Annotated in this window: 12 protein-coding genes; 11 read left to right on the top strand and 1 reads right to left on the bottom strand. The window is 39.4% G+C overall.

Annotation, left to right across the window (positions count from 1 at the left end):
* The first annotated feature begins 48 nt into the window (after positions 1-48).
* Both AC1DLI_RS02835 and AC1DLI_RS02830 read left to right on the top strand, forming a co-directional pair.
* Entirely contained in the window at positions 49-1,590 is a 1,542-nt protein-coding gene (locus AC1DLI_RS02835; RefSeq protein ID WP_477599458.1) for a lipopolysaccharide biosynthesis protein, read from the top strand.
* A 180-nt stretch (positions 1,591-1,770) separates the two neighbouring features.
* Entirely contained in the window at positions 1,771-2,829 is a 1,059-nt protein-coding gene (locus AC1DLI_RS02830; protein ID WP_477599456.1) for a glycosyltransferase, read from the top strand.
* Between the two features lie 24 nt (positions 2,830-2,853).
* Here the strand turns inward: AC1DLI_RS02830 and AC1DLI_RS02825 are convergent, their stop codons facing one another.
* Positions 2,854-5,346 (bottom strand): right-handed parallel beta-helix repeat-containing protein, encoded by a 2,493-nt coding sequence (locus AC1DLI_RS02825; protein WP_477599454.1) that lies wholly within the window; start codon positions 5,344-5,346, stop codon positions 2,854-2,856.
* A gap of 323 nt (positions 5,347-5,669) precedes the next feature.
* On the opposite strand from AC1DLI_RS02825, the gene AC1DLI_RS02820 reads away from it, so the two are divergent.
* From AC1DLI_RS02820 to AC1DLI_RS02780, 9 genes are all read left to right on the top strand, one after another.
* Positions 5,670-6,080 carry a helix-turn-helix domain-containing protein gene (locus AC1DLI_RS02820; RefSeq protein WP_477599452.1) on the top strand — a complete coding sequence of 137 codons (411 nt, stop codon included), beginning with the start codon at positions 5,670-5,672 and terminating at the stop codon, positions 6,078-6,080.
* A 100-nt stretch (positions 6,081-6,180) separates the two neighbouring features.
* Positions 6,181-6,924: a YveK family protein gene (locus AC1DLI_RS02815; protein ID WP_477599450.1), complete on the top strand. Its 744-nt coding sequence runs from the start codon at positions 6,181-6,183 to the stop codon at positions 6,922-6,924.
* Positions 6,914-7,579 (top strand): CpsD/CapB family tyrosine-protein kinase, encoded by a 666-nt coding sequence (locus AC1DLI_RS02810; RefSeq protein ID WP_477599448.1) that lies wholly within the window; start codon positions 6,914-6,916, stop codon positions 7,577-7,579. Before AC1DLI_RS02815 ends, AC1DLI_RS02810 begins: the two co-directional genes overlap by 11 nt.
* A 351-nt stretch (positions 7,580-7,930) precedes the next feature.
* Entirely contained in the window at positions 7,931-9,757 is a 1,827-nt protein-coding gene (locus AC1DLI_RS02805; protein WP_477600053.1) for a polysaccharide biosynthesis protein, read from the top strand.
* A gap of 24 nt (positions 9,758-9,781) precedes the next feature.
* Positions 9,782-10,663, top strand: a complete 882-nt coding sequence (galU, locus tag AC1DLI_RS02800) for a UTP--glucose-1-phosphate uridylyltransferase GalU (RefSeq protein ID WP_477599446.1) — start codon at positions 9,782-9,784, stop codon at positions 10,661-10,663.
* Positions 10,664-10,685: 22 nt separating this feature from the next.
* The gene (locus AC1DLI_RS02795; RefSeq protein WP_477599444.1) at positions 10,686-11,852 is read left to right on the top strand and encodes a glycosyltransferase family 4 protein; all 1,167 of its coding nucleotides are present in this window, start codon (positions 10,686-10,688) and stop codon (positions 11,850-11,852) included.
* Positions 11,837-12,982 carry a glycosyltransferase family 1 protein gene (locus tag AC1DLI_RS02790; RefSeq protein WP_477599442.1) on the top strand — a complete coding sequence of 382 codons (1,146 nt, stop codon included), beginning with the start codon at positions 11,837-11,839 and terminating at the stop codon, positions 12,980-12,982. The genes AC1DLI_RS02795 and AC1DLI_RS02790 overlap by 16 nt, the downstream gene beginning before the upstream one ends.
* The gene (locus AC1DLI_RS02785) at positions 12,948-13,871 is read left to right on the top strand and encodes a glycosyltransferase family 2 protein (protein WP_477599440.1); all 924 of its coding nucleotides are present in this window, start codon (positions 12,948-12,950) and stop codon (positions 13,869-13,871) included. The genes AC1DLI_RS02790 and AC1DLI_RS02785 overlap by 35 nt, the downstream gene beginning before the upstream one ends.
* Positions 13,852-14,925 carry an EpsG family protein gene (locus AC1DLI_RS02780; RefSeq protein WP_477599438.1) on the top strand — a complete coding sequence of 358 codons (1,074 nt, stop codon included), beginning with the start codon at positions 13,852-13,854 and terminating at the stop codon, positions 14,923-14,925. The genes AC1DLI_RS02785 and AC1DLI_RS02780 overlap by 20 nt, the downstream gene beginning before the upstream one ends.
* The last annotated feature ends 3 nt before the right edge of the window (positions 14,926-14,928 follow it).

Genomic DNA, 14,928 nt, shown 5'->3' with positions numbered 1-14,928 from the left:
ATTGTATAGCTGCTAGAAAACCAAGTCAGATTTTAGAGAGGATGTATGATGAGGACCAAACATACAATAAATAATATTTCGATAAGTATATTCTCACAAGTAATAATTGCTATTCTGGGGTTCATCGCTAGAAAGGTATTTTTAGATAGTCTAGGAACATCTTATTTAGGAATTAACGGGTTATTGACGAATGTTTTATCGTTGTTGGTTTTAATTGAAGGCGGAATTGCAACTAGCATTGTATACAATATGTATAAACCTTTGGCTGAGGAGAATAAAGAGAAGGTATTAGCTTTACTTCAATTGTATAAGAAAGCCTATTATGTACTTGCAATCATTACGCTTTTTTTGAGCATCGGTCTTTATCCTCTTCTTGGTCATCTCATGAAAGACGGAGAGCAAATAGCGCATATCGAAATTATTTATTCCATTTTTGTTGTAAAAAATGTAATCTCATATTTTAACGCTCACAAGAAGTCTCTCATATACGCAGACCAAAGAGGTTATGTTCTGACCAAAGTTAATTTGTTATTTCAAATTACGACAATTATATCAAGAATATTAGTATTAGTTATCACTCAAAATTACCTATTATACTTAGTATTAGAGCTGCTTTTATTTGCAATAGAAAATATTGTTAATGGGCAAATTGTTAATAAAAGATATCCATATATTAAAACAAAAGAAAAATATAGCATTGATAAAGAAACGAAAAACAAAATCATTAAAAACGTGAAAGCCATGTTTTTTCATAATGCAGGTGGTTATTTAGTTTTTGGTACTGATAACATTTTAATTTCCTCTTTTTTCAGCGTAGCAATAGTAGGGCTATACTCCAATTATACAATGATAACGCAGCAATTATCTGCATTGGTGAATCCGATCTTAGCAGGAATTGGAGCTAGCGTAGGGAATCTCATCGCAACAGAAAATGAGGATAAGACATATTCCATTTTTAAAATTTCATATTTCATAAACTTTTGGATTTACTCTTTTTGTGCGATCTTCTTATATAACTTATTAGAGCCGTTTATAAGCTGGTGGTTAGGTGAAGAGTACTTATTAAGCAAATTAACCTTTGGTATTATTTTATTGAATTTTTATTTGTATGGCATGCGTATGGCAATTGGAACCTTTAAGAACAAGGCGGGATTATTTGTACAGGATAAGTATGCAACATTAATAGAAGGCTTGATAAACATAATATCTTCTTTGATACTTGTGAAGTTCTTTGGGTTAGCTGGAATATTTATGGGAACGACTTTAAGTACAGTTGCAGTGGTTTTTTGGATTCAGCCTTATTTAGTGTATAAGCTTGTATTTAAAAGATCGGTTTGGTCTTATTTTAGGGATTATGGCTATTTCTTGATATTAACTGTTGTGACATGCTTTATTACGACAATTGTATGTAATTATATTGTCATTGGGGATAGTTTCATATCGTTGATTTACAGAGGGATTATATGTTTAATTGTTCCTAACATTATATATCTTGCGGTATTTTTTAAGAATCAAGAATTTCAATACATAAAAGGAGTCATTCTCAATTTAACTTTAGGCCTAAAGCTAAAGGTGTTTTCTAAAATATAAGATTGAATTGTTTTTTTATTATTTTCAAAGGGGACAAAAGAACCAACAGCTAAATGGACTAAAGCAGCGTAGTCCACTTAGCTGCCGGTTCTTTTTATATAATTTCTTATTAGATATTAAAAGAGCAAAGGATTTTTTTATACAAGAAGGGTGAAAAATAAATAAATGGAGGGGACCTCGATGAATAAAGAACGTGTAAGTGTTGTTGTACCTATATATAATGCAGGTAAAAAACTTGAAAAGTGCATCACTTCAATTTTATCACAAACATTCACAAATTTTGAATTAATATTAGTGAACGATGGCTCCCCAGATAATAGCTTGGAAATCTGTGAGAAATACAGAGATAGGGACTCAAGAATTATTTTGATAAACAAAAAAAACGAAGGTAGTGTAATTGCTCGTGAAACTGGCCTTAGAGCATCTACCTCTGATTATATAATGTTTGTAGATGCAGACGATTGGGTGGATAAAAACATTATAAAGTTCCTTTATAACGAATCAATAATTAATAATGCAGACATATCCGTTTGCAATACTTATAAGGTGGTAGGCAATGGAAAGCTAATCAAGAGAAGAACACAAAGTATTTTTTTTGAAAGTGACAAAGTTTACACAAAAGAAGATGTGAAAAAAAACTTAGTAACATCATACTTCCATGGACATTCTTTTCCAGCATCTTTATTTGCCAAACTTTACAAAAGAGATCTGCTTTTAACTTCAGGAAGTTATCTGAACAGAATTCACTATTTGGGAGATGATCTATTCTATAATTTAGAAGTGTTTCTAAAAGCAGATCGTGTTAAAGTTGTTAACTATCCATTGTACTACTATAGGATAGGCGGATTGACTAGCAAATACATGCCGTATTTATTCGACGATATGACGAGTGGATACCAAATACAAAAAGAAGTTATTAATGAACATTTCAGTGATTCTCAAATACATCTGAATGGCATCAGTGTTATGCTGCTAAATACATTCAAAACATGCATACAAAACTTGTTTCAGGGAAGTTTGTCAAACAAGGAAATCAGAGAAAAAATTTTTGAGTATACTTCGAATGACAATGTAATTAATTGTCTCTCGAATGAGGCTTCTATTAAGTGCTTTTCAGAAGATTATTTAAGCGGTATCAGAAATAGTAATGTGGATTATCTTTATCAATTAGGATATTCTATGCATATAAAAAGCAAATTAAAAAAATATTTCACAGAAATAATTTCTAAAATTTCTTAGAATGAATTTACTGTATTCGTTAAGCTAGATGGAAATCGGTCCGAATTTTTTAAACACAGCTAAAACATCAACATACACCCAAATTATATTACCATCAGCAGCTTCACCATTTTTATGTGATGGAGGAGTTGAACCACTAGTTCCAGTTACTTTAGATTTATAAACTTTTCCATTTGCATTAACCAAGCTATTAGCTGTATAAGTGTTATTAGCAACCCATGGAGTAACATTGGCTGTGCCAGCGGTGGTACAAACCCACCCAACAAATCCGCCTGGCGTAGGAGAAGTGTTGTAGATCAATTGCCCAAGATTATAAGTTCCAAAGGTAGGTTCCGTTATAGCACCAGCAGGATGAAAAGCTTCTCCAAGAATGATTTTTTCTAATTGTACATTAACATTGCTCGTAAAAATAATATCTGAATTAATTTTGATGTTATTTTCTGCAATAATTAATGTCTTTGGTATCGGTAATGTTGTTCCATTCTTTCTATATACCCCTTCGATAGTAATAGTCCCTTTAGTGTTAATCCCTGTATTATTCTTAGTAACAATTGTATTGTTAGAAAGAAATAAATAATTTTCAGTAAACACTCTTAATGCAAATAAGGAACCTAAGGAGGTTACTTGCCCGATAACTTCTAGGTTGTTATTTATAATGTCAATTCTGGGTATCGAGAGGAAAGAAACTCCTTGCCCTCTAGCTTCATGAGTGTAAAGTGAGTAAGGTGCATCCCAAACTATTTTATTATTTTTAAAGATATGAGTACTATATCCCTTATCCAAGGCTAGCTTATCACTACCAATATCACCTCCGTCAAATCGGAATGATTGGTTTTTAAATGTTGAATTTTCAACTCTCATGCTTTCTGATACCATCATTCGACTGTAGTTAATAGTAGTCCCTGTGTGGATAAACTCACAATCTTCTACAATCAAATTCTTTGTCCCAAAATAAGTTCCACCACTCGTTTCATTGGTTAAAAATTTTACATTTGAGAGGATAGCGTTATCCGTTACGCCGTAACTAACATTTGAAATTCCCTTGGCTCTTCTAATATCGAATAGGGAGTTACGCAATTCTATATTTTTACTTGAAAAAAAGAGTACTCCATCTTTCTCAGGGTTATCGAAGGTGATCTTACAGTTGTAGATTTTAACAGTTTCACCGCTAAAAGATAGGCTGCATTTTGTGAAAACACAATTATCAATTGTAGTATTACCAGCGTTAATATTACAGTTCTCACCAAATATAGAATCGCTTCGAAATGTGCAAAAAGTCCCGTCTGATTCTACACCACTGGTAATCGATTTGCCGGTTATTGGGCCATAGTAAATATTATTATGTGATAAATAATCATCACCACTCCCGCTAAAATTAACAGCTCCTCTGAATTTATTGTTTTCTAAATGCACCCCCCTAGTACTGATACATATAAACGCTCCAGATCTATTATCGTAGAAATTGCAGTCTCTAACGGTTATTTTTTGATTGGACATATAACCATCTTCAATATCGATACCGTAGCCGGGATTGCAGCCGTTTGACCTATCCATAGGATTACTATTATTATAAAATTCGCAACTGTCATAGGTTATGAACCTTCCTCCGCTTACAGAAGCACCTAACCTTCTATTCTTGTGTGATTTACAATTTGTGTAAGTTATATACTGAGGAATTTTAGCGCATGAAACATAATGCAGGTTGCCACTCATCAAATCATAATTTTGTAAAAAAGAAAATCTTACTTGTGATGTGCCAATTGGTAACGAGTCCAAATAATTAAATTCATAAGATCTTGTGTTTCTATAGCCTAAATAGGAACCGTCTTTTTTGTAAAAGTGTACTTTTATCGCGGTTTTATTTAAGTTGCTGCCCAAGCCGTAGCCACCATACCCATCACCAGAATAGTAAAAGTATCCTACTGATTTAACTAGATTTCCTGTAACATCATAGAATTTTGTTACAGTAGTGTAATTGGTTTTCGTAGTATCCAAGCTTCCTGTGCTATTAATATCTCCTTTAGCAAAATGTGTTGGATGTTGAATGCCACCAATGCTAGAGAAATCCATTGTTGTTGTAAATCCATCACCTGTACATTCATAAGCTTCACAATTCTTTATTAATATGTTGTAGCAAGCATATTTGCAATTTATACCATAACCCCATTCGTGAGTACCTCCACTAGAATAATCGTGCGTTTCTCTGTCTCCTTTTATAGTAGCGCCTTCGATTATTACATTTTTAATGCTATCACATGATATAACAGTATATTCTGATAATTTATTTGATTCTTTTTTAAACACACAGCCATAAAATTTGTAGTTTGTATTACTGTAAAGTTCTACAGAAGAGTTTTTATCTATAAGATAGTCTCCTTTTGGTAAAACTACTATTAGAAAATCATTGAGGTTTGCCCACTGCAAGGCAGAATTTATCCCCTCTGTTGTCTTTATAGCATCAGTTCCGTTATTACTTATTCCCCATCGAATGAGTTCAATGATATAGATATTATTCATGAACAATATGCACCTCCATTTAATATGAAATAAACACATGAGTGTAAGCTTTTGCATTATCTGATTTCAATTATCTCATGTCCAAAAGGGATTGAGTATGAGCTTTAGCACATATTGGAAATTTTGTAATTGATTTAATAAGCAGTAGCAGTAAGGGCAACCTTACGACTACCTCTTGCGATGATCTCATAAATCAACGTAATATATGAAAATAGGTTGACCTGTTCTCTTTAAAGAACTAAAATAAATATATTGTATGTTATAAAATTTAACTTTGATTGCAAGCGCTTAGCTTAGATCTAAACTGGACAAAGGAGAATAATATGATAGGGGAACGGATTAAGAGTCTAAGGGAAAAAAAGGGCTATTCGATAACGAAGCTTGCCGACCTAGCTGGCGTATCCAAGTCATATTTGAGCTACATTGAACGCAACATGCAAAACAACCCGTCTCTTCAAGTAATGGCAAAAATAGCAGCGCCTTTGGATTCAAACATTGAGTATCTACTTGGAGAAGAGCATTTACCAAAACTTAACCATGATGAAATATTGGATGAAGAATGGCGTTCCATTATTAAAAATGCCGTTGATGAAGGTATGAGCAAGGGAGATTTTCAAACGTTAAAAGACCTGATTCGTTCAAATATGTGGAAGGAAAACAGGCCGGAGACCAGTCTCTATTCGAATGAGAAAAAGAAAACATCAAATATCATTATCCTTCATATCGATAACTGAAGGTTAACAAGAAATTAAGGAAACGTGTCTTGACATGTTCTATATAAAGAACTAATATTAACTTATTGTTCTTTATTACAAACATTAAGCAGGTGTGTAAATGGAAGGTAAAAGAAATGAAGAGATGTTAAAAATGCGAAGTGATAAAGAAAAAGTTAAAGAGATTAACATTAAAGCAATGTACATGGTCATTCGAAAGCGAATATGGTTGATATTACTAATTACGATAGTCTTTACGGTATTGGCGGGTCTGTACAATAGTAGGCCTGAAACACCTATGTACGCCGCCTCTTCAAGAATGATTGTTGCTGCAAGTCCTGAAATGCTTGTTACCGTACGGGTTTTATTCAGGGAGCCAATCGTGTTGGATCAGGTTATCGAACAGCTTGGACTCAACCGTTCAGTAGCACAGCTAAGGAATCAGATTCGAGTAGATAATGTTGATGGATCGCTTGTTACAGTTGTATCGGTCATTGATCCTAATGCGAAGCTGGCGGCTGATATCGCAAATACTGGAGTGGAGATTTATAGGAAAGTTGCAGCTGATACTTTAGGAATAAGTAGTATTAGACTCCTAACGACAGCGGAGGAAAATCCATATCCCATTAACGAGAAAAGTAATACAATCGTATACGTTGGTTTTATGTTCGGATTAATTTTAAGCATAGGTCTAATCTATCTTCTAGATTCACTAGACGATTCTATCAAATCAGAGCGAGAAATTGAGGAGCTTTTAGGTTTAACGATGTTAGGCTCAGTGAATAAAATGAAGAGAAAAGATTATGGCAGACAATTAAAGAAACAAAAGAGCATATTAGTGAGAGGTGAAACAATTGGTTCGTGAAAGGAAAAAGGCGTCAAATTCTTTTGTAAATAGAAGCCTTATGGCCTACATCAATCCTCATAGCACCATTTCAGAGCAATATCGCAGTATACGAAATAATATTCAATATGCGGCAGATGGTAATAAGATGCGTTCTCTGCTTGTCACATCCCCTTCTGAGGGTGATGGTAAGTCGACGGCTACAGTTAACTTAGCGGTTTGTATGGCACAACGCGGTGACCGGGTTCTAATTATTGATGCGAATTTCCGGAATCCGATTATTAACAAAATATTCAATGTACAAACTTCGCCAGGGCTGTCGAATGTACTAGGACAACAGCTCGAAATTCGCGAAGCCATTTATAATACAGAGGTCGAAGGATTGGATATTTTGCCAAGCGGACAGCGACTATATAATTCGACGGAGCTGCTTGATTCGCAGGTTATGGAGGATGTTATGGCGTTTGCGTCCGAGCAGTATGATATGGTACTGCTGGATTGCCCGCCAGTATTAGGCGTATCAGATACGAACGCATTAGTTAGTAAATGCGATGGCGTGCTGTTGCTTTTGAAAAGCGGAAAAACCCATAAAGAATTGGCGCTCGAAGCGAAGCGTGCGTTGTTATTTGCTAAAGCCAACATACTTGGCGTCATATTAAATAAGAAGAGCGTTTGATGATCGTTATCAATAGCGCTTTTTTTACGGGCGTGTGTTCTTTATAAAGCACGAAATTCGGTCTATTAGGACAGTTTCGTTCGGTAATGTCTCCTCACCGTTATCAATGGGGGCACTCGGCCATGCTGTGGGTTAGGAAAAACCTTAGACGCGAGTCGTCAAGAGTGTGGTGTGAGGTGGGGTTGAATGCCCTGATTTCTGCATTAGGGTTTTTAACTAAATGGTTTTGCATAAAGCCTTTTAGTTAAACACTCTAAAGGTGTTGCTGTAGTCGCCGTGATATTAGCAAAAGCGGAATGCATCGTTAGCATTTACTTTATTTGATGTATTTCAGGAAAGGGTGAAATGGCTTTGACGTATCGGCAAAGATTGTCTTTTTTAATGTTGATCGATTCTTTTATCGTGCTTACCGCCATCTTTTTCAGCAGATTTTTACTTAGTGCTTCGCTTGATGTGGTGACGACACCGATTGTAATCAGCTCGATTACTCTTTTGTTAAGCCATCATTCTTTCTCCTTCTATTACAAGCTGTATAAGAAGGCATGGGAGTACGCAAGCGTTGGTGAGTTGCTCATTATTACAAAGGCGGTTTCGTTTTCTATCCTTGCGGCGGCTGTCATTCAACAGCTCGTTATGCAGGATGTCTTTTTCAGGCTGCTTGCAGTGACCTGGATGATCCACATGCTGTTGATCGGAGGCTCAAGACTTTGCTGGAGAATTTTCCGAGGCAGCTACCAGAAAAATGCCGGCATGCGCAAGCGTACTTTGATCGTAGGCGCTGGCTCAGCTGGCACGATGCTTGCCCGCCAGCTTCTGAGCAACAGCGATACGGAACTGCTGCCGATTGCTTTCATTGATGATGATGTGAATAAGCATAGCCTTGATATTATGGGAATACCGGTTAGGGGCGGCGTTTCCAGCATTGCAATGGTCGCAATTGAGTTGGATATAAACAATATTGTTATCGCGATTCCGTCATTGAGTAAAAAGCAGTTGAACACGATTTTTAGCGAATGTGCGAAAACGAAAGCAAAGACCCAAATCATTCCGATGTTAGAGGATCTGGCTACAGGAAGGATCTCGGTTAGTCAATTTCGTGATGTTCAGGTCGAGGATTTACTCGGCCGGGAGCCCGTAGAGCTGGATATTGAGAGTATTTCAGGCTACGTAACGCAGAAGGTTGTGATGGTAACTGGGGCTGGGGGATCGATTGGCTCTGAGGTATGCCGTCAAGTATCAAGATTCTTACCTGAAAAGCTTATTTTGCTCGGGCATGGAGAAAACAGCATTTACTCCATAGAGATGGAGCTAAGGGAGCTGTATGGACATACCAATATTGAATTTATAACTGAAATCGCGGATCTTCAGGATGCTAATAAAATGCTGACGGTAATGCAGACGCATCGTCCTCAGGTTGTATATCATGCGGCTGCCCATAAACATGTTCCGTTGATGGAGAGAAATCCGGAGGAGGCCTTCAAAAATAACGTGATGGGTACATTGAATGCAGCTAGAGCAGCTAATCATGCCCGCGTGGATACGTTCGTAATGATTTCAACCGATAAGGCCGTTAATCCAACGAGCGTCATGGGTGCAACGAAAAGAATTGCTGAAATGGTGATACAGCACATGGATCACATAAGCAACACGAAATTTGTTGCTGTTCGGTTCGGCAATGTGCTGGGCAGCCGCGGAAGCGTCATTCCGCTGTTCAAAAAACAAATAGAGAAAGGCGGACCCGTAACGGTTACCCACCCGGATATGGTTCGTTATTTTATGACGATCCCAGAGGCTTCAAGACTTGTGATACAAGCGGGGGCACTCGCCAGGGGCGGCGAAATATTCGTTCTGGATATGGGCGATCCCGTCAAAATTACCGATCTTGCACAAAACGTCATTCGTATGTCAGGCTTCACGGTGGAAGAAATCGGCATTCATTATACAGGCATTCGGCCGGGCGAAAAGCTCTTTGAAGAAATGCTCAAGGATAATGAAATCAATGAAAAGCAAGTATACCCGAAAATTTACATAGGTAAAGCATGTGAGATTTATTTTGACCAAATTGAAGAAATCATTGCCCTTCATGGCGGAATGAGTAAAGCTGAGTTACGGGTCAGGCTGCTGGATCTTGCCAACAACGTTGTGGAGTTCCCTGAATTTGCATCTGTAACAGGCTAAAAAGACAAAGGGGTTGCTGAAGCTATGAAAGTAAGGAAAGCGATAATACCAGCCGCTGGGCTGGGTACGAGGTTTCTTCCGGCAACAAAAGCAATGCCAAAGGAAATGCTGCCGATCGTTGATAAGCCGACGATTCAATACATTGTGGAAGAAGCGATCGAATCAGGCATTGAGGATATTATTATTGTCACGGGCAAAGGGAAACGCGCGATAGAGGACCATTTCGATAATTCGTTGGAGCTCGAGCAAATTTTGACCGCCAAGCATAAATATGATTTGTTAAGCGAGGTCCGCAAATCAGCGGATATGGTAGATATACATTATATTCGTCAAAAGGAACCAAAGGGCCTCGGTCATGCGATCTGGTGCGCCCGCAAATTCATCGGCGACGAGCCGTTTGCAGTACTGCTCGGGGATGATATTATCTCTGCGGAGAAGCCTTGCATTAAGCAAATGATTGAAAAGTATGAAGAGTACCATACTTCGATAATCGGTGTGCAGCGTGTAGCGGATGAAGCCGTTTCCCGTTATGGCATCGTTGATGGCACGCCGATGGAGGATTCATTTCACAGGGTGAGGCATTTGGTCGAGAAGCCTTCCAGAGAACTTGCTCCATCGAATATGGCCATTATGGGCCGTTATATTTTGAACCCCGCCATTTTTGAGATTTTAGGAAGTCAAACGCCGGGAGCGGGCGGAGAAATACAGCTGACAGACGCCATTGCGGCATTAAATTTAGCCGAGGCTGTCTATGCTTATGAATTTGAAGGCAAGCGCCATGATGTGGGAGAAAAGATGGGCTTTATACAGACAACGATCGAGTTCGCTCTTCAGCGGGAGGATCTGCGATACGATTTATTAAACTATTTGTCGGAAACGATTGAGCGAGAAGCTGCTAGAAAATAATTCTAGTATAGGATGGTATAGGATGCCTAATAAGATACTATTTTGTGCAACGGTTGATTATCATTTCAAGGCTTTTCATTTGCCTGTTCTTGAATGGTTTAAGCAGCAGGGCTGGGAGGTTCATATCGCCGCAAAGGGCGAGCTGGACCTCCCTTTTGTTGACCGCAAGTTTAATTTGTCGATCGAGCGCTCACCGGTTCACAGAAATAATTTGAAAGCCTACCGTGAGCTGAAAGCGATCATCCAGGAACAGGATTATAAAATTATACATTGCCATACGCCGATGGGCGGCGTGCTCGCTCGATTGGCTGCGCAAACAGCTAGAAAAAAAGGCACGAAGGTAATCTATACCGCACATGGCTTTCACTTTTGCAAAGGATCCTCGTTTTTGAACTGGATGCTTTATTATCCGATAGAAAAGAGCCTCTCACGCAAAACGGACTGTCTGATCACGATCAACAACGAGGATTACCAGCTGGCGGTTTCCAAGAACTTCAAAGCGAAGAAAATTGCGCATATCCATGGCGTTGGCGTGAATACAACGAGGTATAAGCCTTTGCCTAAAATTGATAAATGGCGGCTACGGCAGGAGTTTGATTTCCGGACAGATGACTTTCTCCTGTTTTACGCAGCTGAATTCAACAAAAACAAAAACCATCAACTGCTTATTCGTGCCTTGGCTTCCATTAAAGAACAGGTACCGCATGCAAGGCTGCTGCTAGCGGGAAAAGGCCCGATGCTTTCGGCTTGCCAAGGGCTGGCAGAGCAGCTTGGTGTTGGCGCCATGGTACATTTTCTCGGGTATAGGTCGGATATTGAAAGGCTATTGCCGATGTGCGATGTCGCTGTCGCCTCCAGTCTCCGCGAAGGGCTGCCGGTAAATATTATGGAGGCTATGGCTAGCGGATTGCCGATTATCGCAACGCAGAATAGAGGCCATTCGGAGCTGGTTGTTGAAGGGGAAAATGGGTATGTGCTATCCGCTAATCAGGTAACGGCTTTTGCCGGCAGACTGCTTGAGCTTAGTCGATCGAATACGCTTCGGCTTCAAATGGGAGAAAAAAGCGCGGAAATGGTTAAAAAATATTCATTGGCTCAGGTAGCGCTAGAGTTAAACGACATCTACAAGCCATTAATGGAACAGCCGCAGCCAGATAAAAAGGAGAGATTGCAATGGGCGGTCCTTTAAGGATTTTACATGTCGTAGCGAACATGAATCGCGGAGGCGCAGAGACTTTGCTTATGAATTTATACCGTCATATTGATCGGTCGAAGATCCAATTTGATTTTCTAACCTGCAAAGAGGGGGTTTTCGATGAAGAAATACGCAGTCTCGGCGGAAATATTCATCGCATCCCGCATATAACCGATGTCGGACATTCAAAGTATTTGCATGCTTTGGATCAATTTTTTCATATGCACGCTTATTACAAGGTCGTTCATTCACACATGGATAAAATGAGCGGCTTTGTCCTGCGTGCGGCAAAAAGGGCAAACCTTCCCGTTCGCATCGCGCACAGCCACAATACGAGAAGCGAAGGCGGTATTGCTGCCCGCCTCTACAAATGGTATGCAGGAACTCTCGTGCGCTCGGCTGCGACACATAATGTCGCTTGCTCAAGCGAAGCGGCCAGCTGGATGTTTCCTGGCAGGGAGAAATCCACGCTTATTTTGCAGAATGGAATAGCTTGCGAGCAATTTGCTTTCTCAGCAGATATTCGCTCGAAGATGCGGGAGGAGCTTGGTATTCCTGACGACTGTCTTGTCATTGGTCATGTCGGAAGGTTCAATCTGCAAAAAAACCATGCCCAGCTTATCAGCATATTCCACAAGCTGCAGCAAAAGAAACCAAGCAGCGTGCTGCTGCTTGTCGGTGATGGGCCTCTGCGCTCGGAGATCGAACAGAAGGTTAACGAGCTTGGAATCACCGCTAAGGTGAAATTCCTTGGCGTAAGAAGCGATATTAACAGTCTGCTCCAAGCGTTTGACGTGTTTGTATTTCCCTCTCATCATGAAGGTCTTCCGGTTACTTTAGTTGAGGCACAGGCTGCCGGATTGCCCTGTATCATTTCCGATCATATTACAACGGAAGTTGATATGGGCATACATTTAGTCAAGTTCTTCTCTCTTAAAAACGAAGCCAGTGCTGTTGAGGGAGTCCTCATAGCAGCAAAACAGCCGTCGCGTGTGATTCCCTCTGGTATTTTAGCAATCAAAGGCTATGATATCCAGCAAACGGCGCTGCGGGCTGCAGATTATTATTTATCCCATTATGAGGTGAGACATGAAGACATTAACCGTGTTTACGCCCACGTATAATCGGGCTTATTGCTTGCATCAGGTTTATGAGAGCTTGCAGCGGCAGACCTGCAAAGACTTTGAATGGCTTATCATTGATGATGGCTCAAGCGACGGGACTGAAGAACTCGTAGCCGGCTGGATCGCTGAGGAGCGTATGCCGATTACCTATGTCCTTCAACAAAATCAGGGAATGCATGGAGCGCATAACACCGCTTATGAACGAATGGTAACAGAACTGAATGTGTGTATCGATTCTGATGACTATATGCCTGATGATGCAGTGGAGCATATTGTAGCTTTTTGGAGTAAGCATCGGAGCGATAAGGTTTGCGGTTTTGTTGGACTGGATGCTTATATAGACGGAAGCATAGTCGGTTCGGAATTACCAGAAGGACTAACTAGTGCTACCTTGTTTGATTTATATCATAAATATGGCGTTACGGGAGATAAGAAATTAGTTTATCGGACCGCATTAACGAAGCTGTATCCTTATCCGTTATTTGTCGGAGAGAAGTATGTGGGGCTTGATTATAAATATCATTATTTAAATCAGCATTATGAGTTATTGATCCTGAATGAAGTGCTCTGTCATGTCGAATATTTACCGGACGGATCTTCAAGAAATATGTTAATGCAGTACCGGAAAAATCCTAAGGGCTTTGCTTTCTATCGCAAGTCACTGCTGCTGCTTCCAATTGGCGGAATGACGTTTAAATATCGTCAGGCCATACACTATGTTTCCAGCAGTTTAATGTCAAGAAACAGAAAATGGCTTCATGAGGTGCCATCTAAGCTAATCATTCTATCTGCATGTATTCCGGGCCTGCTTCTATATGGTTACATTAGGCTGAAAACGAAAAACGTATATACGCTGAAAGGAACGGCAAATGACTATCCTGTGGCTTAACCTAGTTGTCGTTTTTTTATTTGCCCTCGTATCCAGGTATTTTTCGGCTCCAGCTGCTGTCGGACCTACATTTATACAGCCTAATAAAATATTAGCTGCGGTAGCCGCCATATCGCTTATTCTAGTGTCGGGGTTAAGAAACAATATAGGTGATACCTTCTTTTATATGCACGGTTATGAAGTGAACAATTACCAGTGGGACACCATAACCGAGCAAAAAGATATGGGATTTAGTATTTTGCAGCTTCTTCTGAAACAAATCACAGAGGATCCGCAAATCTTGCTTATTACAACTGCGTTAGTGACAAACATGCTTATCGCAATTGTAATGTACAAATATTCACGGATGTATGAATTAAGCTTGTATGTTTACATTACGTCCGGCGCATTTGTCGTATCGATGAACGGCCTCAGACAGTTTCTGGCAGCAGCTATCGTATTTGCAGCAACAAGGGCTTTGTTCGAAGGCAAATGGAAAACGTATATGTTAGTGGTACTCTTCGCCACCGTTTTTCACCAAAGCGCACTCGTTATGCTCCCGCTCTATTTCATTGTTAGAAGGAAGGCGTGGACGGGCACTACTTTTGCATTATTATCAGTGGCCATCTTAATTGTCATTGGGTTTAATCAATTCTCCGATTTGTTATTTAAAGCGATACAGGGCACTCAGTACGCCCATTATCAGAACTTTGAAGAAGGCGGAGCGAGTGTAATACGGGTATTCGTTTATGCTGTCCCAGTAATCATAGCTTTTTTTGGTAGAGAGAAGCTGAGATATCTGTTTCCAAAGAGTGATATCCTAGCTAACCTTTCGGTCATTGGTATCGTGCTCATGATCATTTCCACCCAAAATTGGATTTTCGCACGAATGACAATTTATTTTAACCTTTATCAGTTAATTCTGATAGGGTGGATCGTTAAGGTATTCCGTGAGAAGGATCAGAAATTGATATACTTCGCAATTTTGGTTTTTTATTTGTTTTTTTTCTATTTTGAGAGTGTCATCACTTTGGACATAAGGTATACAAGCAAATATTTAGTATGGCCATCATAAAGG

The organism is Paenibacillus sp. 01T443 (assembly GCF_056398325.1).
This window is presented reverse-complemented; position numbering and strand designations above follow the sequence as displayed.

Excerpts from the sequence above, each read along its gene's own strand:
- AC1DLI_RS02835 (WP_477599458.1), top strand. The coding sequence starts at position 49 with ATGAGGACCAAACATACAATAAATAATATTTCGATAAGTATATTCTCA.
- AC1DLI_RS02830 (WP_477599456.1), top strand. The coding sequence starts at position 1,771 with ATGAATAAAGAACGTGTAAGTGTTGTTGTACCTATATATAATGCAGGT.
- AC1DLI_RS02825 (WP_477599454.1), bottom strand. The coding sequence starts at position 5,346 with ATGAATAATATCTATATCATTGAACTCATTCGATGGGGAATAAGTAAT.
- AC1DLI_RS02820 (WP_477599452.1), top strand. The coding sequence starts at position 5,670 with ATGATAGGGGAACGGATTAAGAGTCTAAGGGAAAAAAAGGGCTATTCG.
- AC1DLI_RS02815 (WP_477599450.1), top strand. The coding sequence starts at position 6,181 with ATGGAAGGTAAAAGAAATGAAGAGATGTTAAAAATGCGAAGTGATAAA.
- galU (WP_477599446.1), top strand. The coding sequence starts at position 9,782 with ATGAAAGTAAGGAAAGCGATAATACCAGCCGCTGGGCTGGGTACGAGG.
- AC1DLI_RS02795 (WP_477599444.1), top strand. The coding sequence starts at position 10,686 with ATGCCTAATAAGATACTATTTTGTGCAACGGTTGATTATCATTTCAAG.
- AC1DLI_RS02790 (WP_477599442.1), top strand. The coding sequence starts at position 11,837 with ATGGGCGGTCCTTTAAGGATTTTACATGTCGTAGCGAACATGAATCGC.
- AC1DLI_RS02785 (WP_477599440.1), top strand. The coding sequence starts at position 12,948 with ATGAAGACATTAACCGTGTTTACGCCCACGTATAATCGGGCTTATTGC.
- AC1DLI_RS02780 (WP_477599438.1), top strand. The coding sequence starts at position 13,852 with ATGACTATCCTGTGGCTTAACCTAGTTGTCGTTTTTTTATTTGCCCTC.